Genomic DNA, 20,235 nt, shown 5'->3' on the forward strand with positions numbered 1-20,235 from the left:
TGAAAGAACAACACCCAACGATGATCTTGACCAAAATGAAGATTGTCCTGAATGTTATGTTTTAGATTTATGTCTCAATCGGTAATAGATGCGTCTCAATCACTCCCTAAAAACACGTTATCCGATATGAATAATGCACATCCTCTTCGCCACATCAGGCGGAAAATACGTCATAAAATAAAAGAAGCTCCAGATCACTCAATTCAGAGCAATCTGGAGCTTTCTTTTCAGGACAACCTCTTTCACCCAACAACCTTTCGATCACCGAATGAAACAGAATCTACGTCCCGGTGTTTCAACAGCATTTTAAGCATAGAATGAAACAAGATCTAATCTCTTTATTTCATTTATATATACAGTAAAAAGCCGACTATTTCTGATATTCAGAAATAGTCGGCTTTTTTATAGAAAATTTCAGAAATTTTCATCAAGGATTACTTACAACCGTATTTAAGTCTTAATTAGTTTACAGTTACTTCATAAGTAGCTACTAAACCATTTTCAGAAACGAATGCAATTACTGCTGTTCCTGCTGCTACTGCAGTTACAGTACCGTCAGCAGCTACTGTTGCTACATCTTCGTCAGAAGAACTATAAGTTCCATCAGTTTCTGCACCAGCAGTAATATCTACTCCATACTGATCCTCAACCGTAAGCACTACTGAACCAGATGTAGTTGTTACAGTATCCAAAGCTAATGAATCATCAGCAAATGACACTGAAGTTGGTACCGGAGCCTCTGTAGATGTTGTAACAGTCAAAGTAGCTAGACGAGTCGCACCGTCAAATGCTGAAATAGTAGATGTTCCAGCACTTAATCCAAATGCAACATCTCCAGTAATTCCAACTACACCAGGGGCTGAAGTTGACCAAGAAGTTACTTTTCCAGATACAAGTGCAACCTCTTTATTATCAGACGTCATACCCATAACAGTCAAAGTTTCAGCATAATCACTTGCAGCTGTATGAGCAGCATCAGCATATAATACGCCTACATCACTGATTGAGTAAGAAGTGATTTCATCTTCTGCAACTGAAGCTAATGTTAATTCAAATGTATCTGTTCCACCTGGAAGAGAGATTTCAACAACTTCATTGTTATCATAATCTGAAGTACCTGTGAAAGTGAAAACATCAGTAGTTGCATTGAATGTTCCATCTCCACCATCTGTTGTTTGGGATGCAGTTACAGTATCAAATGAACCATCAACAGCTGATACAGAAATTTCTTCTGTTGTTAGGTTGAAGTCACGTCCGTACTGATCCTTTACAGTGATGTCACTGAAAGTAAGTTCTGCAGTCCCACCATCTTCATATCTTTCAGCAAGATCAACTGAAACGATTGAGTTAGCAACAGCTTCTTCTTGAACGTCAAGAGTTACAGTACCAACTGTCACCCCACCTTTAGTTGCAGTAAGAGTAACCTCACCATCATCAAGTGTCGGAACTTGAAGTTTACCTTCAGAGTCAAAATCAACTGATGCTCCATTAACAACTAAATTGTTAGATGAAGTAAAAGTAATTCCGTTTAATAGAGTACTATCCGGCGCAATAGCATCACCGTACTGATCTACTGCACTGAATGGAACTTCAACAGTTTCTGTAGCAGCAACTAATACACTTGGCTCAGAAAGGTTAAGAGCTTCTAATTCAGCAGCTTCTTCAACAGTTACTGTAAAGCTTGCAGTTTCACCAGTCGAGTTAATGATCGCTGTTACGATAGCTGTTCCAGCAGAAGCACCAGCTGTGAATAAAAGTTCTCCATCAGCATTAACTGTAAATGTATCTGGGTTTACAACTGAAAGATTAGAAGATGTAAATAGTACACCATCAATTGTTTCAGTGTTAGCAACTCCATCTGCGTTAGCAGTGTGAGTATCAAATTCAATTTCTTCACCAAACTGATTAGATAAAACATATGGTACTTTCAATCCAGCGTTCGAAGGGGTAATTCTTACTTCACCTTCTAATGGCTCTACAGAACCAAATGAAACATCAGCTGCAGCTGGAATTTCAACAGCAGTTACAGTTTTTTGGATAGTTTCGCCTTGATAAGAGATAGTAACACGTACTTGATCCCCTACTGCAATTTGATCGTCATCGTTTCCAAGAACATCATCTGCACCGTCAACATCCGTGAAAGAAATTTTACTTTCTGTCGCAGATCCAGTTAAAGATACGTTATTTGCACCAGTAACATTGAATGCTGTCGCTACAACTTCATCTCCATCAATCTCCATGTCTGCTCCATATTGATTAACTACTTTAAAATCAATTGTTGCATTATTCATTGTAGAGAATGTATTAGAAATGATTTCAACTCCAGCTACTTCTTCTGCTTCAACAGTTACAGTTTCAACTAAAGCTTCTTCTGTAAGACCTTCAACTGTAACAGTGTAGTCTCCAGCAGGAAGATCAACTGCAGTTTCAAGTGTTGCTACAGTGCCTTCTTCATTGAAAGTGACGTCAGCATTGTAAACTACAGCACCTCTGCGTAGAGTAATCTCAGCATCTTCTGTGTTTACAGCCTGGTTAAACGTTACAGCAAGTTGATTAGTGTTAACCGCCATTACACTCTCAACCATTACTTCACCAGTAAGAACAGGTACCTCTACTACAGCACCATCAAATCCTACGATAGAAAGCTCAGTCACTTCAGAAAGGTCCTCTTCAACTTCAAAAGTGAATGTTGATGTGTGATCGTCAGCAGCAGCTGTTGCAGCTTCTACAGAACCTTCAACAACCGTTAGAGCTGGATCGAACTCAAGAGTAGATACAAGGTAAGCTGCTTCTTCTTCAGACACGTCGCCTTCGAAAGTTACAGATACTTTTCCGTCTACTACTTCAGCAGAAGCAATTCCGAACGTTTCAAGTGTGTAAGTTGCAGATGCTTCACCAATCATAAGTTCGATTTCTTCAGCATCAAGACCAAGTACACGTACTGCTACGTCAAGGTCAGTGTGAGTGAACGTTACTGCAGTGCGGTCTTCGTTCCACTCAGGCATTAAGTTAAGAGCTGCAAGAAGCTCAGCAGATGCAGGCTCACCATTTACCATTACGCCAGCGTCAACAACTGATGCAAGTAATACGTCGTCAGATACATCTTCAGATACCATTTCATCGAAAGTAGCAGTGAACTCGTTACCTTCTTCGTTGAACATAAGTTCGAACGCTGGAAGTGGGATTGGAACTGGAATCGGATTAACTTCAAGCGCACGGATCAGGAATGAAGCAAACTGACCACGAAGCGTGTTGTCACGTGGATCGAATTCTGTTTGTGTTGTTACTTCGTTCTCGCGAAGGATGTTGATGTTTTCGCGGTGAACTTCGAAAGCAGCGTCAAGGTCAGTTACATCTGACTCAACGTTTTCAAGATCTTCAAGTCCGAAAGTACGAACAAGAACTGTTGCCATTTCCTGACGTGAGATTGTGTCAGAAGGGCGAACATTGTTGTTGCTTCCAACGAAGATTCCAGCTTCTTTCACTACTAGAGAAAGGCTGTAAAGTTCTTTGTCAGAGATTGACTCAGGAATATCATTGAATGGTGTTACTTCTGAAAGGTCAACCATTTCCTGATAGTCTGCAAGTGTTTCAGCACCTGCTTGAGCAATTACGTAACGAGCAAGGATCTTGATAACGTGAGAACGTTTGATATCAGAGTAAGGCTTGAACGTTCCATCTGTGTAACCATTGATTAGACCAAGGTCAACAGCTTTGTAGATGTTTTCGCCGTGAACGTCTGTCACAGATACGTCAGTGAATGTTTTGCCTGCTTGTGCTTCCTGAGCGCCAGCAACTGGTGCTACTACAGATGCAACAAGAGCAGTTGTTACAGTACCCGCAAGAAACTTACGGTAAGACTTTGGTTGGTAAGCCATGTAAAAATTTCCTCCCTTAAATGGAAAATATATTAATGGTCTGCTTTTGAAGGATATGTATGTAGGTACTCATAAAGTCCTAAAAAGCACACCGTGAAGCTACACCCATCAGTATAGTCACAGACTCAAAGAATGTCAAACATTTTACAAAATGTCATTTATTCATATAAATTGACAAATCATAGAATATTTCGTATTCCTCTCGCCTTCCTTTATTCTACAAGATGACAGGAATATTTCAATCTTTTTTTCTGTTTTTTTCGAAGAAAACTGTCTTTACAACCTTTTTTTGAGTAGAATTTTCTGACCATTATATAAACAAACCCTTATGAAATATAGCTGTAACGGTTGTTACATTAAGTTCCAGTCCGGTGTCATTCAAGAAAACTTTTCCCTATTTACAATGACTTTTATCCTTTTTACAGAATATTAATTGTATTTTTACAAAAAATAAAACTGGCGAAAAAAGTCCCGAATATCCTTTTTACACCAGCTTTAATATTTACTATTCTATGAAATTACTTCTCTTCCATCAGTCTGATAGTCCTTTCGACAAACAACGCGTATTGGCCACGCGTCACATCTCTCCATGGATTAAAAGCACGATCAGCGTCAGCTACTGTAATGTCATTATAAACAAGTGTGGAAATGTCAGGGTAGTTCGCATCTGTGACAGCAATATCACGAATCCTGATCACGCCCGTCGGATCTTCATACACATCTCCAAATGCTCTATTAAGGATAGAAGCCATCTGTGAACGCTTCAGCGGTTTCGTTGCATCCATCGTACCGCCACGTCCCATAATATTGTGGTATTCCATAATCGCAAGATCCTCATATCCTGGAGTGGACGGCGTCAGATCCGGTGATTTCACCACATAGTTATCAGGCTTTGTCAGACCGAGTGCCCGTACAATCAGTGCAGCGGCATGACGTCTCTCCAGTACACTTCGCTCGCGGTAAGTGCCATCTGTATACCCATTAATAATGCCTCTATGCTGAAGATAGGCAACGGCTGTCTCTACCTCACCTGTATTCAGATCCGAGAACACCTTCAGATCGTCGCTTGATTGGAGATTTGAACTTGCGATGTATCCAGTCCCAAAGTTTCCTTTCACTTCATAAAACACGTACTGATTTGCTTCACCGGTTGCTTCATACGGTCCACCAGTGATCTGCATTGGCGTATAATGATTAATCCGCTCAGGAGTTGCATCCGTGATACTTTCTCTTAAGTTGGAATAAGAAAGGTCTTCATTATAGGAGAAAACCATATCCCCGATCTCAGCCAACTGAAGACTCTCTGTTTCTGTTGGCCAGGTGTAATCCAGATCTGCCGGGAATCGCATAATGAGGCGATCTTCATCCGTATCACCATAATTGATTGTTAGTTCCGGCGTCTCCCCGAGCGGAATCAGACTGTAATTACGCACATAATCAAACACCCGCTCCTGATAAGACGATACAGGATGCGTACCAGGATCATTAATCTCACTTAACCCGTTATACGCCATCACCGCAAAATACCAGGACTCAAGATCATGCAGCTCGTTGTCATTCACAAGTGGCAAATTCAGATTCTTCTTTCTCAACAGATGATCCGCTGCCTGTTCGATATGATACTTTACATCAGACTCCAGACGATCCGTATCTATCTGGTAACGTGAAATCTCCTCCGGTGTCAGCGTCAGCTGCATCAGCCCAATACCGCCGTCATCCGTCCGAATCGCTTTCCCATTCTCATCAAAATGAACAAAACCCTTACTCTCCGCATACGCCATTGCCTTTAAAATTTCAGGAGGAATGCCCTTATCCCGTCCAACCTCCGTTAACAGCTCCTTAAACCCCTGCACATCATTTTCCGCCGCGGCTGCTCCATCTGCTCCAAAAATCCCGGCAGACAGCACCGCAGCCGCGGTAAAAGTCATAACCTTCTTCAATACGCCTCCCCCTTTAGCATTGCACTTCCCTCTAACCATACCATAATTACCATTCCCATCCATGCAATTTTCCTAATATTCTAATGTCATAACTGGCAGTTAATGCTATACTGTAAGGTGTTTGTAACACTTTCAAAAAAGTTTCGTAATGTTAATTTTTATTTCGCGATTATTAGTTGATCGAAGCGGAGGGCAGGCGACTACTGCGGCCTCAGAAAAGCGGAGGCGACTCGTACAGCCCCGACAAGGATGAGTCAAAGATGATAAAGAGGGCTGACCTTCGCCCTCATTCAGCTTTGACTTATGACCTCGAGGGGCTAGTCGCCGGAGCTGGAAAAAGGAAAGCGCCTCCCGGAGCGGAGATCAACGATTCAGAAAACCATACAAGGAGCGTACACCATGATTACACTCATCAAAAAAATCACCGGCTCCCGGGACGACCGGCAGCTCAAGGACTACCGGAAACACGTCCAGGAGATCAATAAACTGGAAGAATCCATCTCCCTTTTAACCGACGAAGAGCTGCGAGCGCAGACAGCCCGTTTCAGAGAACGTCTCACAGACGGCGAAGAACTGTCAGATATCCGTAACGAAGCCTTTGCCACAGTTCGCGAAGCCTCAAAACGCGTTCTCGGCATGCGCCACTTTGACGTTCAGCTGATCGGCGGACTTGCACTATCTGACAGCAACATCGCAGAAATGCCAACGGGAGAAGGAAAAACACTTGTTGCCTCCCTTCCTTCCTACCTGCATGCACTTGAAGGGAAAGGCGTACACGTCATCACAGTAAACGAATATCTTGCCAGGCGTGACCGCGACTTAATTGGACAGGTTCACGAATATCTTGGTTTATCAGTCAGCTTGAACATCCCTGGCATCGATCCGGATCGCAAACGGATGGCCTATAAGGCTGATATTACATACGGAATTGGCAGTGAGTATGGCTTTGACTATCTGCGCGACAACATGGTCTACGATCTGAATGAGCGCGTGCAGCGTCCGCTTCATTTTGCGATCATTGATGAAGTGGACAGTGTACTGATTGATGAAGCAAAAACACCGTTAATCATTGCCGGAAAAGACGGGATCAGTACTGAACTTAGCTATCTGTGTGCCCGCATTGTGAAAGGCTTTGAAGAAGGCACTGAGTTCCACTTTGATCTGGAAACAAAAACAACGAACCTGACAGAAGAAGGAATTGCCAAGATTGAACGGGGCTTTGATATCGACAACCTGTATGACCTGGAGCACCAGACACTTTATCATTATGTCATTCAGGCGCTGCGGGCACGCGTTATGTTCAAGCGCGATGTGGATTACATCGTGAAGGAAGGTAAAATTCTTCTGATCGATATGTTTACAGGACGTGCCATGGAAGGCCGTTCGTTAAGTAACGGGCTTCATCAGGCGATCGAAGCCAAAGAAGGTCTGGAAGTCACGGAGGAAAACAAAACCCAGGCTGCCATCACCATCCAGAACTATTTTAGAAAATATGAAAAGCTTGCAGGGATGACCGGAACGGCTAAAACCGAAGAAAAAGAGCTTCGCGACATTTACAACCTCGGCGTTGTTCAGGTCCCAACAAACAAACCGATTGCCCGTGAAGATCTTGAAGACCGTATTTTTGATACGATTGAACAAAAGTATGAAAATGCTGTAGACCGCGCTGAGGAAATGCACCAGTTCGGCCGCCCGGTTTTAATCGGTACAACCTCCATTATCCAATCAGAACTAGTGTCTAAAGCATTGAAAAAGCGCGGACTGCCGCATGAAGTACTGAATGCGAAAAGTGTTGAACAGGAAGTCCGTCTGATCTCGATGGCAGGACAAAAAGGCAATATCACTGTGGCTACCAATATGGCCGGCCGGGGAACGGATATTGTACTCGGTGAAGGTGTGCGCGAGCTTGGCGGTCTGTATGTGATCGGCACTGAACGTCATGAATCCCGCCGTATTGATAACCAGCTAAAAGGTCGATCAGGGCGTCAGGGTGATCCTGGAACGGCGGAATTCTTCGTTTCACTCGAAGATGAGATGTACCGTCGATTTGCCGGCGAAGAGCTTGAAAAGTTAAAGAGCAAAATCAGTTCAAATAAAAACGGGGAAATCACAAACAAAAAAGTAAAAGAGTTCATTGATCGAGTACAGCGGATTTGTGAAGGCGCGAACTTCTCTATGCGTGAATATAACCTGAAGCTGGATGATGTCCTTGGGCTGCAGCGGGCAACCATTTACGACCTGCGCGACAAGCTGCTTGAGCGTGAAGCCGTCCACCCGATTCTGAAGAAAATCATCTCCTCTCATGTGGAGGAAGAAATCCGCATGCAGTGTCCTGAGGATGAGCCGGAAGAATCGTGGGAGCTTGAACTGTTAAAAGAAAACCTTTCTTACATGATTCCGACTGCTGAATTTGATTTTATAAATGAGGAAACACCTTATAAAGCAATGAAAAAGCAGATTAAAGAAGCAACAGATCATTATGTGGAGCTTGTAGATGAGCACCTGAAGGAACCGGAATTCGCTGAAAAACTGAGACGTTTTCTGTTATCAAGAACAGACTACTACTGGTTACGTCATATTGATGCGATGGACCGCCTGAAGGAAGGCGTAGGACTCAGAAGCTATTCACAGGAAGATCCAATGCGTCAGTATCAGCGTGAAGGCCTTGAACTGTTCCGCATGATGCACTATCAGCTTGAGCAGGATGTAAGCCGTCAGACCGCGCAGCTAATCACACAAATGGAAAAACGAAAGAACGGAGTGACAACAACATGAGCTGGCTGAAAAAATTCACACGTGATAAAAAGAAACAAGGTAAAGACCATGCAGTATCCTCTGATGAAGTGCTCGGCACATCATCAGACGGTTCAGGAGAAGAACAAATCAAAACCAGGCTTTCCATTCATCCGCAGGCGCAGGTAAATGATGAGAGCAAATACTTCTATCAGTTTTTAAATAATGAACTTCCTGATCTGAAGCGCAACCAGCTTTCTCTATCCGGTATTGATCTCGAGCATCACGAAAAAACCGGAATGGTCAGCGTAACAGCCTTTGTCCGCACGAGCCTTGAAAAGCCTGTTACTTTAGGCAAGACAACATTACTGCTACTTAATCCTGAAGGCGAACGAATTGCCCGTAAGGAGTTTGATCTTGCAGAACTAGGCGAGCTTCCGGCAGAAAGCAGCCGTCCATGGCAGTTTGATTTTGAGAAGAAGACCATTGAGGCTAAAGAAATTCCTTCTGAAGACTGGCAGCTTGCTTTTGAATTAAAACCAAAAGAAGTGCCACATCGTCTTGAGCTTGATGAAAACTGGGAGAAATCACTTGCTGTAGAAGAGCAGGAAAAGCTTTCAGCATTCGTCCAAAACACCGAACCGCCAAAACCAGGGGAAGTCAATTTCCTCGGACTGCAGCAGGCGATGAAACAGGACGGCAGTCTCCACGTCACACTGCTGATCCGTAACGGCAGTCAGAAAAACATCTCACTCGAGCAGCTTCCACTTGTGATTGAAGATGCAAAAGGAGATGTCGTGGCAAAAGGCGGCTTCAAGCTTGGACCGCTAAGCGTATCATCCAACACAAGCAAACCATGGACCTTCATCTTCCCAAAAGAAATGGTTCAAAAAACAGACGCTGACTTCAGCCGCTGGAAAGCCTATCCACCTCAGCAGGCATAGGAATTCAATCATAAAACCCCCTTGCGAAACGATTCGCAGGGGGTTTTGTCTTGGATAATACATGATAGAAAATAACAATTCTACCTAAAGTGACGGGGACATCCGAAGACTCCTGTGGCGGAAAGGGACAGGTGAAACCGACTAAAGCGCAGGCGGGTTCACCGCCCGGCCTAGGAAAAGCGGAGGCGGGCGTTTAGGGACGTACAAACTGGACTGGCACCGACGGAGATAAAGGAAACACAGCGAACGCAGTGAGCTGATGTTGACTTATCGTACGAGGGGGCTGGAAGTTTGCTAGTCCCTGCCCGACAGAGCTCGACAGCGGAAAGCGTAGGATGTCCTCGTCACGGTTTTTCAAAAAAATCTGCTGGCTGAAAATGAAAAAGCGCCCTTCAAAAAGAGCGCTCCCGGCCACCAACCAGCCTGTTTTATATTCTAGAGGAAAAATTTATCTGCCCTTACAGTTTACCATCTATTTCTTCTATTCACAATCTTTGTTTTTTTATTATTATATTTTCTTTTCAACGGTAGACGTAACAAAAGCAAAGAGAATCATAAAGATCAAACCAAGATCCAAAAGGCCGGTATGAAGGGAAACCGTAAAGATTGTCAGCACAAAAGCATAGGCGATTTTCTGATAAGAACGCTCTCCTACCTGACGGGTCTGGTTATATAAAATCGTAATCAGAAAACCTGCAAGGCCGAATCCAAGGATCACACCCACATACCCGAAGTCCGCATAAAACTGCCCAAATAACGTCGGTGATGTGGTTCTCCCCGGACGGGTAATATAGATTCCTTCCTCCACTGAAAGCGAGTTTGTCAGCTCTGCTACCAGCTTCCTTGGCATAATCTGCTCGCCCGGAAGTACAGGACCAAGAATACTTGCATGAAGATCTCCAAGCAGGTAACCCTCCTGATCGGTATATTCCATCAGTTTACTTAACACCACGTGTCCCGTCACATTCTTATAATTTATCCCTCTAATGACGTCAGGTGTCTCTTCCATCTTTGCACGCAGCAACGCATTTCGTTCCTCAATCTGGTCCACATTCAGTTCATCAGATACTTCAGGCAGATCACGGCTGTTTAACGGGTTTGACGGATCTTCCGTTGACAGCTGATAAAAACCGATCATGGAAAACGTCAGACCTACAATTAAGAGTGCCGTCATAAACCAGGTGAATTCAATCGGTCTCACCATGTAATGAAAAACAATAATGGCTGTAAAAAGCATGACAATGACTGGTGTAATATAGCCGATCAATGCAAACAAACCGATCAGGATGATTAAAAGTAAAAGAAACGCGCCAATTTTCCGATTTTTCACGAGGAAAAACCAGCTGCCAAGATATAATGCCGCGAACCAGAGCATCGCGCTGAAAAACTGCAGTGACGGATTCGGGTTTCGACGGACTTCCGCATCAAAAATACCGATTTGTCCGGAAATAATTAATAGTATGTATGCAACCAGTCCAACTCCTGCAAGCAAAAACAAGAGAGGTATGCTTTTTCCTCTCAGGCTGTCCGGGAGCGTGATCGTGAACCGCCAGTTTTTACTGCGGACAATCCAGACCATCAGCCAATAGGAGAGAAAGCCTGTCAGCACAACAGGCGCAACTGAATACGTTAAATCAAAGTATTCAAAGCGCCCGAAGTCAAACAGGCTCGTGGCAAAATAAATAAAAATGACAAAAGGGAAAAACAGGTATGGTGAAAACATATCGATGCGATTCAATTCCTGAAGCGTATGTCTGATCTTCATCCTGTTCGTCTCCCCCTCGTTCTGATTAATTCCTTAAATGGTTCACTCTTTAACAGCCACAATGCTGCAGCATAAATGACAATGCCGGCAACACCAATGACAATCAGGTATGGAATGACCGACCAGGAGACAATGGCTGTCTGCTGGAGTCCGTAAAGTACGGCAGCCATCATTCCTGCTGCTGTCATTACTTTAAGATAATTCCATCCGATACTCTTTATATTAAAGCCTTCTGTGATTTTATACAACGTCGTAAATGTCATCAGACAGTACAACATTCCGACCACAGATGATGAAAAAGCGAGTCCAACCGGACCAAAAAGGCTTGAGAACCACCAATTTAATAAGATATTCAGCACGATGGAAACAAGTCCTATTCTCATCATGAGGTATCCTTTTGACATCGTGTAAAAACCTTTGGCAATTACGGCCTGAATACTGTAAAACAGCACCGATCCAACGTAAAAAATCGCATATAGGCTTGTTTCTGACGTATCAGCCGCCGTAAATTCCCCACGCTGATAAAACAGCTGCACAACCTGATCCATCACCAGAATCATCCCGATCACGGTTGGCACAAGAAACATGAACATAAACATCAGACCTTTTTCAATCCCCTGCTTAAACAGCCCCATCTTTTTCTCACTATAGGCAGAAGCAATCAGTGGAAAAACGAGCGTTGCAATGGTGACACCAAAGATCGCCTGAGGAATATTCACAAGGCGGAAAGCCAGCGTCAGATTCGTTACAACCCCTTCCGCAAAACGCGCGGAGAAAATCGTATCCACCATAAGGTTAATCTGGCCGATTGCAATCGTCAGTCCAACGGGCAGGAAAATCAGATAAAAGCTTTTGATTTCCTGTTTGTCCATTTTCTGTGTCCAGGCCATCATTTTACTCGGTTTTAAATAGATCATTTTAATCAAAAACGAAATCATCGTCCCGATCAGATAACCGATTGGCACCGCATAAATACTCAGCTGCTGATAAAATAAAAACGTAAAACCAATCATCACGAGGACAACAACGGTCTGTGAAAACGTTGAAAATGAAAACTTTTTCTGCGAATCAAAAAAGCCTTCATACACCGCATTCATTCCCACAAAGATAATGGCAATGAAATAAATAATCGCCGTCCACGCGGCAATCTGGAACCCGTCTTCATAGTTGCTAAACTCCGGATATAACAGTCTTACGAGAAACGGTGAAGCTGCAATGCCAATCGCTGATATCGCAACAGAGATCCAAAATGTTCCCTTTACCACATTCGTTAAATGGGAAAAGCCTTTTCCCCGACGCTCAAATTCATAGTAGCTCGGCAAAAAGGCATCCTTCATTCCTGTCAGCATAAACAGCACAATCGCATTGGGCACCGTCATCGCCGCAAAATAAATATCCGCCTGGCTTGACGCACCGAACAGCCCCGCGATCGTCATGTCGCGAAGCATGCTCGAAAATTTCAATACAAGTGTAGAAAGTAAAAACAAAATACTCGCTGCTCTGAATTTTGACATCTTATTCTCCTATTTCTTCAGCACTTTCAGCAGAAATTTCGGAAGAATCATTTGTCTCTTAATCCGCTTCGGTTCTTTCAGCAAACGGTAAAACCATTCAAGTCCGAGACGCTGAAACCCCTCTGGCGCACGCTTAATCCGGCCCGACAGCACATCAAATGAACCGCCAACTCCCTGAAAAATATGCGGATACAGCTTTTGCATATTTTCAATGATGAAGTATTCCTGTGCCGGGCTTCCCATCGCTACAAACAGGATGTCCGGCTTTGCTTCATTGATCGCTGCTTCGATCACAGCCGGATCTTTTTCATAACCGTTCAGCGTTCCTGAGACCTGTATACCTGGATAGCGCTCCTCAAGACCTTTTTTAGCCTCTTCCGCTACACCAGGTTTGGCACCGAATAAAAAGACCTTTTTCCCTGTCTGTGCTGCCTCTTCACAAATTCGCATCATCATATCAATACCCGTGACCCGGCTTCTGACATTTCCGCCTTTCAGCTTCGATGCCAGAATAATGCCGATCCCATCAGGAATTTGAAAATCCGCACGATTTAAAAGAGCTTTTAAATTTTGATCATCCTGCGCCTTCATTACCTTTTCAGGATTGATGGCGACAATAAATGATTTCTGTTTCTGCTCAAGTCTATTAAAAAGGGCTTTAATCAGCTCATCATAGTTCTCAGGGCTGACGTCGACACCCAGAAAGTTTTCCTTCATGTCATCACCTATTTCATTGAGGCCTTTGCTCAGGATTGTTTGGAATCTCCAAGTAATCCAAACTCAAAGCCTGCTTCTTCCCACTTGCTGCGGTTCAGACAGTTTTTCGTGTCCAGTACAGCGGCCGTGCGGAGTTCATCCTTAAAGGATGCTGGGTTCAGTTCTTTAAATTCATTATGGTCCGTCAGTACAAGCACAAGATCAGCATGCTTAACAGCTTCTGTGAAATCCTGCGTCTGGCAGGGAACCTTATTTTCTTTCACATGCGGGTCAAATGCTGTGTAATCAAGTCCCGCTTCTTCAAGTTGGCGCAATACTTCCAATGACGGGCTTTCACGCACGTCATCCACATTTCCTTTAAAAGCAAGACCAAATACGGCTACGCGGCCATTCTGGATCTGCTTGCGCTGGAAATATTCCTGCACGCGGCCTACCGTATGAGCAGGCATGCCGTCGTTTGTTTCACGCGCCAGGTGAATCATTTTTGCAAGGTCCGGTGCCAATTCAACAAGGAACCATGGATCCACAGCGATACAGTGACCACCAACGCCAGGACCCGGCTTATGAATGTTCACGCGCGGATGGAAGTTTGCGAAATCAATCGCTTCCCATACATTAACATCGAGCTTTTCAGCGATCTTTGCAAGCTCGTTGGCAAATGCAATATTCACATCACGGTACGTGTTTTCAATCACTTTAACAAGCTCAGCTGTTGTTGCATCTGTTAAATGGATTTTTCCTTTAACGAACGTTTCATACAGCTCTTTCGTTTTTTGTGACGATTCTTCACTGATTCCGCCGACGATCCGGTCATTTTGAACAAGCTCTTCAAAAATTCTGCCCGGGATCACGCGCTCCGGAGAATGAGAAATCAGAAGCTCTGTTCCAAACTCAAGACCTGTTTCCTTCAGAACCGGCATCATCACATCTTCAACTGTACGTGGAGGAACAGTTGACTCAAGGATCACAAGGTTGCCTTTTTTAACAAACGGCACAATAGACTGAGTCGCTTTGCGGACATAGTCCAGGTTCGCTGTCTTATCATCATTAATCGGAGACGGAACGGCAATAATAAACACATCCGCTTGCTCCGGTGTTGTTGAAACGGTTAACGTGCCTGCATCTACCGCTTTTTCAAGGTATTCCTGCAGACCATTTTCTTCGATGTGAAGCTGCTTATTCTGAATCATGCTGACTGCTTTCTCGTTCACATCCACTCCATGAACTTTAATACCATGGTTTGCAAACATCACAGCTGTTGGAAGCCCGATATACCCAAGCCCAACGACACAAATTTTTTCAAACATACGTTACGTACTTCCTTTCACGGTTTATTCCCATAAACCTGCCTTTTATTATATCGAAAAACATCTTAAGTTGACATAGTGGAAATGAAAGAATTTCTTTCATTATCCACGTCCAATTGAATGGTAATCAATGCCATGCTTTTTCATGTCACTAACCGTAAAACAATTACGTCCATCAAAAATAACCGGACGCTTCATTTTTTCTTTAAAATAGGAAGGATCGGTTTCTTTAATTTGCGCCCAATCCGTAATAATAAACGCGGTTTCAGCATCCTGAAGAGCTGTTTCGAGTGAATCTGTATAAGTCAGATCCGGAAAAACCTCTTTCATTTTCTCTGTCGCAATCGGATCATACGCGATAATATCCGCTCCCCGGTTCTGGAGCTCTTCGATAAGACGGATCGCGGGTGATTCACGCGTATCATCTGTGTTCGGCTTGAAAGCAAGGCCAAGCACTGCAGCCTTCACACCTTTTTCAATTGCGTTCTCAGCATCCGCCTTTTCAAGCAGCTTGTTATGCTGAAGTTCATTGACCTCAAGCACCGCATTCAGCATACGGAACTCATAGCCCGCTTCTGCAGACATTGTGGTCAGGGCTTTCGTATCCTTCGGGAAACACGATCCGCCAAAGCCGATCCCTGCCTTTAGGAACTGACTGCCGATCCGCTTATCAAGACCCATCCCTTCAGCCACTTCCTCAACATTCGCACCTGTGAGCTCGCAAATGTTGGCAATTTCATTAATAAAGCTGATTTTTGTCGCGAGAAAGGCGTTAGATGCGTACTTAATCAGCTCAGCGCTCTTTGTGTCAGTCTTCACAATCGGAATCCCAAAAGAGCTGAAGCATTCTGCTACCTTGTCTACAGCCGGCTGGTGGTGTCCGCCGATCACAATCCGGTCTCCGTGGAAGGAATCATGAATCGCGTTTCCTTCGCGTAAAAACTCCGGGTTCGAGACGGCGTGCACCTGAATGTTTGACGCTGCCCGTTCCCGGATGATCGCCTCAACCTGATCATTTGTGCCGACTGGAACCGTACTTTTTGTTACAACGATCGCATCATCCTGAATCGTGTCACCAATTTCTTCCGCCACTTTTTTCACAAAAGAAAGATCAGCGTGACCATTTTCTCCTTCAGGCGTTCCAACTGCAATGAATAGAATATCTTTTCCACGGTAAGCTTCCGTTTTTTCAGTTGTAAATGTGAGCCGTCCTGCAGCCTGATTGCGCTGCATCATTTCCTCAAGCCCAGGTTCGTAAATAGGTGATTTCCCGCTTTTCATCAAAGCAATTTTCTCGGGTGAAACATCCAGACATGTAACGTGATGGCCTGCTTCAGACAGGCACACTCCTGTTACAAGTCCGACGTACCCGGTACCTGCAATTCCAATATTCATGATCTTATCCTTTCTGACGTGCCATTAGCTCCTTAATATATAACTCTAAATCTTCTTTAAGGTCTTCCCGTTTCAAGCCAAGTTCAAGCGTCGCCTTAATAAATCCTAACTTATCCCCTACATCGTAACGGTCCCCATCAAAAAAATAAGCCAGCAGACGCTGATCCTCTGACAGCTTTCTTAACGCATCCGTCAGCTGAATCTCATCTCCTGCACCCGGTTCAAGCGTTTCGAGAATCTCAAAAATCTCCGGCTGCAGAATATAACGCCCCTGAATCGCCAATGTAGATGGCGCATCCTCGATAGACGGCTTTTCAACAAGCGTCTTAATACTGTAAACGCGGTCTTCAAGCAGATGATCCGGGGCGACAATCCCGTACTTCGAGACATCTTCTTTCGCCACTTCCTGCACGCCTACAATAGAAGAACCGTCATAACGTTCATACACATCAATCAGCTGCTTTAAACACGGTGTCTCAGATTCCACAATGTCATCACCTAAAATCACCGCAAACGGCTCATCCCCAATAAAACTGCGCGCACACGAAATCGCATGCCCAAGTCCCTTTGGCTCCTTTTGACGTATATAATGTATATTCGCCAGATTCGAAATTGCCTGAACCTGCGCTAAAATCTCTTTCTTCTCTTTCTTAGCCAGGGTTTCTTCCAGTTCGTACGACTTATCAAAATGATCCTCAATCGCACGCTTCCCCCTGCCACTAATAATAATTATGTCCTCAACGCCCGAAGCAACCGCCTCTTCTACTATGTACTGAATCGTCGGCTTATCAACAAGCGGAAGCATCTCCTTCGGCTGAGCTTTCGTCGCCGGCAGCATACGAGTACCCAGACCTGCAGCAGGTATAATTACTTTTCTAATTTTACTCACGCTAAGTCCCCCTGATCTGCTACTTTTTTATCAACCTATTATAACGTAAACAGAACGGGAACTCCTACTATTACTCTTGAACATACAAGCACAATTCACCATTTTAATTCAGCAACGGTTCAAACGGTAGATTCCGTGATAAAATTTAAACGAAATGTAATTTTTAACGAAATCGCAGAAATGATTGAAATATTCCCGACTACCGCCATCAGGATATGAGATGACTATATCGAAAGTCTCATATATAATAGAAGAATCTAGAAAGTCTCCGGGGTGAGCAACATATGAACGTAGGGTCGATTATTAAATACTATCGAACGAAACAGGGGATGACGCAGACAGAGCTGGCCGAGGGCATTTGTTCCACATCTCATTTAAGTAAAATAGAAACGAATATGTATGCAGCCAATGAAGAAACTGTTGGAATGCTGCTGGAGAAGCTGGGGTTGAAGCTTGAAGAGGTTTCTGGGCGACTCAATGAAATGAAAGAACTGTTACAGGAATTTATTGAAGCGATTTTCACGCAGGATCGGGAGCTTGCAGCTACTTTGTATGTACAAGTTATTGAAAATCAAGATTACATGCTTTCAAGCGAATTAGTAAACCTCTATCATTTATATATATACAGGTATCAGCTTTGGAATCAGGAAGCTGAGAAAGCTAATGAAAGTTTAAAAATACTCCAGAAGATAAAAAATACGTTCAATTCAATTGAGCTGAATATATTCTCCTTTGTACAAGCTGTCCACTGTTCGACTAAAGAAGATCATGAGATGACGATTAAACATATGAACAATTTTCTGGAAAACCCTATTCCTATAGGAAATTATTGGGTCGCAGAGTGCCATTATCAACTAGCATATGCCCACATAAGTATTAATCAAAATGAAGCAGGCTTGATTACAGGAAAAAAAGCCTATGATTTATACGTTGCCGAATGTAATTTCACCAGGCAGATTCACGCACAAATGATTTTAGGTATTTGTTATACCAGACTTGGATTATATAACGAAGCTATAGTAGTTTATAGACCTTTACTAAGAAACGTTAGAATGCATTACAAAAACAGTTTATATGTGAGTGTTCTGATTAACTATTCACGCTGTATGTATTTGTCAAAGGAATATTCTAAGGTCCAACGTCACGTTGATGAAGCACTTCAACTAGTAGAACCATATACTGATTCGCACGGAACAGCATTACTAATATGGCTCGAAAATGCATTAAAAACAAAAAAAGTAAATAAAACCTGGCATAGTCGTGTACTTCTGCTGAGAGAAATTTCAGCAATTATTAACGATAAATACTATCATCATTACTCTATTTATTTAGAAAAGTTAGAATTTTCCCAAGTTGACGGGATCAAATATGCTGTAAAATGGTTATATCCTTACTTGATTAAAGTAAATGCCTATAGTGATGCCCGGGAAGTTGTTGAAGAAATTATCGATTATTTCAATCAGGTTGGGGATTATGTAAAAGCAAAAGAATACTACGATCAATGGCGCACATTGATTGAAAAGGAGAGAAATTATCATGTCTAAAACAGTTAAACTTTTGTTATCAAGCGGTTTGGCATTAGTTGTATTAGCAGGGAGTTATTCATTGACTGAGTCGTCTTTTGGAGATAAATCATCAAATGAATCTTATGGAGAATTACAAATAGCTGCTCCTAAAGGTGATTATAAAACTGAGGATCATAACCACGTAAACAGACCACCTGGTTATTAATGTAAACCCAATTTTCCCAATAGACTTTTGCATTATTTTATACTAAAATAAGATTATGAAATGACCCAGCAATACCCTCTCATTAACCACCTGAACAATCAGGTGGTCTTTTTTTATGATTTTGGCGGTAGATCGGGATTTGTAAGATTTACAGGTCGGATCAATCTTTTTACATGTGTAATGACACTCGTTCTTTAATCGGATAAACTTTTTGGTGAATTATTTGATTAGAAAAATATTTTTAATTCGAGATAAGTTGCTTTGAGTGGAATTGAGGGGCCGGTTCGGAAAAAAGTAATTTTTTTTGAGGGTCGTTTGGCATGTTTTTTAAGAATTTTCCCAAGTATAATACTTGGATATACAATCATATGAAAACCCGCATTTCATCTCTTGCTCATGAAATGCGGGTTTATGGACATCGCTGCGGAACCATTACTGTGCCGCCTCCTCTGTTTTGAGTTTTTCAGTCAACTCCATAAACAGATCACGGTCACCTTCGAGTAGCGCCTTGTCAATCAGCCGGTAGAGGTTTTGCAGTTCTAGGTTCGTAATTTCTTCATTCATGGCTTCTTCCTCCTCTTCTGACTGTATCTGCTGGATGTAAAATTGGGCGATGGCCTGTAGATGTTCAAGCAGATCAGATATCTGCAGCAATTGAAATAATGGGACTCTGAAAATTCTTGTACCGCGCTGGAATACAAAGATATCGGTGAGATTTTCAATCTGTTTCGTTTTCAGATTGATGCGGATCTCGTTCGATTCGACCGGGATAAACTGATAGACTTCGTCACCTTTGACAACGGAGAAATACTGGTACGCAAAGACAAGCTTTAGCTCGTTGCCTTCCTGGAGTGTATAAAACGGCTTCATCATCTTGACTGTCAGCAACATTGGACCCTCCCCCCGTCACGTAAATTTGAAATATTCAGTTATTTAATATCATTATCGTATATTTTATGTAAAAGATAAAGGGAAAATGCTTATGTTGTTGGCTGGAAGTGTTTAGGCGTTTACAGGATGGACAAAATTCGGGTGGTGGGACTCGTGGTGCGTTGCTTATTCTGGTTAGATTATTGGTTATTCTGTATAGATATGCTTGGATTTTATGCACTTTTTTCTTCATTCAGTATACTTTCCCGTTTATTCTGCACACTTCCCTTCTCTTTCTACACACCTCCGCATCCAAATCCCGGCGAAGCTCGGGGGCTCTTCAAGAACTTTCATTACCCAAAACCTGCTTGGCTGGACGCTTCGCTTGGATCCGAAAGCTGGATTCAGTGCGATTGTGAGCTTATTCTTCACACTTCTCCCCCGATTCGATACACCTTCTTCTTCATTCTGCATACTTTCCCGTTTATTCTGCACACCTCCCCTCCCTTTCTGCACACCTCCGCATCCAAATCCCGGCGAAGCTCGGGGGGG

The 20,235-nt window shown here is 43.2% G+C and carries 14 protein-coding genes; 4 read left to right on the forward strand and 10 right to left on the reverse strand.

Features of this window, described 5'->3' with window-relative positions; all coding sequences use genetic code 11:
* Positions 1–461: 461 nt before the first annotated feature.
* Both H7968_RS01020 and H7968_RS01025 read right to left on the reverse strand, forming a co-directional pair.
* A complete protein-coding gene (locus H7968_RS01020; RefSeq protein ID WP_227394401.1) occupies positions 462–3,878 on the reverse strand; it encodes an S-layer homology domain-containing protein in 3,417 nt (1,138 codons plus the stop codon).
* Between the two features lie 518 nt (positions 3,879–4,396).
* On the reverse strand, positions 4,397–5,818 hold the full coding sequence (locus H7968_RS01025; protein WP_227394402.1) for an S-layer homology domain-containing protein: 1,422 nt from the start codon (positions 5,816–5,818) through the stop codon (positions 4,397–4,399).
* A 399-nt stretch (positions 5,819–6,217) separates the two neighbouring features.
* Between H7968_RS01025 and secA2 the strand changes: the two genes are divergently transcribed.
* Positions 6,218–8,593: an accessory Sec system translocase SecA2 gene (gene secA2 / locus H7968_RS01030; protein ID WP_227394403.1), complete on the forward strand. Its 2,376-nt coding sequence runs from the start codon at positions 6,218–6,220 to the stop codon at positions 8,591–8,593.
* The gene (locus H7968_RS01035) at positions 8,590–9,495 is read left to right on the forward strand and encodes an accessory Sec system S-layer assembly protein (protein ID WP_319799471.1); all 906 of its coding nucleotides are present in this window, start codon (positions 8,590–8,592) and stop codon (positions 9,493–9,495) included. The genes secA2 and H7968_RS01035 overlap by 4 nt, the downstream gene beginning before the upstream one ends.
* 508 nt (positions 9,496–10,003) lie before the next feature.
* Here H7968_RS01035 and H7968_RS01040 read toward each other — a convergent pair.
* The 6 genes from H7968_RS01040 to galU form a co-directional block, all read right to left on the reverse strand.
* The gene (locus H7968_RS01040) at positions 10,004–11,260 is read right to left on the reverse strand and encodes an oligosaccharide repeat unit polymerase family protein (RefSeq protein ID WP_227394404.1); all 1,257 of its coding nucleotides are present in this window, start codon (positions 11,258–11,260) and stop codon (positions 10,004–10,006) included.
* The gene (gene murJ, locus H7968_RS01045; protein WP_227394405.1) at positions 11,257–12,774 is read right to left on the reverse strand and encodes a murein biosynthesis integral membrane protein MurJ; all 1,518 of its coding nucleotides are present in this window, start codon (positions 12,772–12,774) and stop codon (positions 11,257–11,259) included. The genes H7968_RS01040 and murJ overlap by 4 nt, the downstream gene beginning before the upstream one ends.
* Positions 12,775–12,783: 9 nt before the next feature.
* Complete coding sequence (locus H7968_RS01050; protein WP_227394406.1) at positions 12,784–13,491, reverse strand: WecB/TagA/CpsF family glycosyltransferase; 708 nt, start codon at positions 13,489–13,491, stop codon at positions 12,784–12,786.
* 29 nt (positions 13,492–13,520) lie between these two features.
* The gene (locus H7968_RS01055; RefSeq protein WP_227394407.1) at positions 13,521–14,798 is read right to left on the reverse strand and encodes a nucleotide sugar dehydrogenase; all 1,278 of its coding nucleotides are present in this window, start codon (positions 14,796–14,798) and stop codon (positions 13,521–13,523) included.
* Positions 14,799–14,900: 102 nt separating this feature from the next.
* Positions 14,901–16,193, reverse strand: a complete 1,293-nt coding sequence (locus H7968_RS01060) for a UDP-glucose dehydrogenase family protein (protein ID WP_227394408.1) — start codon at positions 16,191–16,193, stop codon at positions 14,901–14,903.
* Positions 16,194–16,197: 4 nt separating this feature from the next.
* Positions 16,198–17,082, reverse strand: coding sequence for a UTP--glucose-1-phosphate uridylyltransferase GalU (galU, locus tag H7968_RS01065; protein ID WP_227394409.1), 885 nt, complete (start codon positions 17,080–17,082; stop codon positions 16,198–16,200).
* Between the two features lie 284 nt (positions 17,083–17,366).
* Between galU and H7968_RS01070 the strand changes: the two genes are divergently transcribed.
* Positions 17,367–18,626, forward strand: coding sequence for a helix-turn-helix domain-containing protein (locus tag H7968_RS01070; RefSeq protein WP_227394410.1), 1,260 nt, complete (start codon positions 17,367–17,369; stop codon positions 18,624–18,626).
* Positions 18,619–18,813, forward strand: coding sequence for a hypothetical protein (locus H7968_RS01075; RefSeq protein WP_227394411.1), 195 nt, complete (start codon positions 18,619–18,621; stop codon positions 18,811–18,813). The genes H7968_RS01070 and H7968_RS01075 overlap by 8 nt, the downstream gene beginning before the upstream one ends.
* Positions 18,814–19,245: 432 nt before the next feature.
* On the opposite strand, the gene H7968_RS01080 is transcribed toward H7968_RS01075, so the two are convergent.
* Together H7968_RS01080 and H7968_RS01085 are read right to left on the reverse strand one after the other, a co-directional pair.
* On the reverse strand, positions 19,246–19,704 hold the full coding sequence (locus tag H7968_RS01080) for an IDEAL domain-containing protein (protein ID WP_319799472.1): 459 nt from the start codon (positions 19,702–19,704) through the stop codon (positions 19,246–19,248).
* A 249-nt stretch (positions 19,705–19,953) separates the two neighbouring features.
* A complete protein-coding gene (locus tag H7968_RS01085; protein WP_227394413.1) occupies positions 19,954–20,178 on the reverse strand; it encodes a hypothetical protein in 225 nt (74 codons plus the stop codon).
* Between the last annotated feature and the right edge of the window lie 57 nt (positions 20,179–20,235).

Source organism: Jeotgalibacillus aurantiacus (assembly GCF_020595125.1).
Taxonomy (GTDB): domain Bacteria; phylum Bacillota; class Bacilli; order Bacillales; family Jeotgalibacillaceae; genus Jeotgalibacillus; species Jeotgalibacillus aurantiacus.

Coding starts and splice junctions, on each gene's coding strand:
- H7968_RS01080 (WP_319799472.1), bottom strand. CDS start 19,704: ATGTTGCTGACAGTCAAGATGATGAAGCCGTTTTATACACTCCAGGAA.
- H7968_RS01070 (WP_227394410.1), top strand. CDS start 17,367: ATGAACGTAGGGTCGATTATTAAATACTATCGAACGAAACAGGGGATG.
- H7968_RS01060 (WP_227394408.1), bottom strand. CDS start 16,193: ATGAATATTGGAATTGCAGGTACCGGGTACGTCGGACTTGTAACAGGA.
- H7968_RS01020 (WP_227394401.1), bottom strand. CDS start 3,878: ATGGCTTACCAACCAAAGTCTTACCGTAAGTTTCTTGCGGGTACTGTA.
- H7968_RS01035 (WP_319799471.1), top strand. CDS start 8,590: ATGAGCTGGCTGAAAAAATTCACACGTGATAAAAAGAAACAAGGTAAA.
- H7968_RS01075 (WP_227394411.1), top strand. CDS start 18,619: ATGTCTAAAACAGTTAAACTTTTGTTATCAAGCGGTTTGGCATTAGTT.
- H7968_RS01040 (WP_227394404.1), bottom strand. CDS start 11,260: ATGAAGATCAGACATACGCTTCAGGAATTGAATCGCATCGATATGTTT.
- murJ (WP_227394405.1), bottom strand. CDS start 12,774: ATGTCAAAATTCAGAGCAGCGAGTATTTTGTTTTTACTTTCTACACTT.
- H7968_RS01050 (WP_227394406.1), bottom strand. CDS start 13,491: ATGAAGGAAAACTTTCTGGGTGTCGACGTCAGCCCTGAGAACTATGAT.
- secA2 (WP_227394403.1), top strand. CDS start 6,218: ATGATTACACTCATCAAAAAAATCACCGGCTCCCGGGACGACCGGCAG.
- H7968_RS01055 (WP_227394407.1), bottom strand. CDS start 14,798: ATGTTTGAAAAAATTTGTGTCGTTGGGCTTGGGTATATCGGGCTTCCA.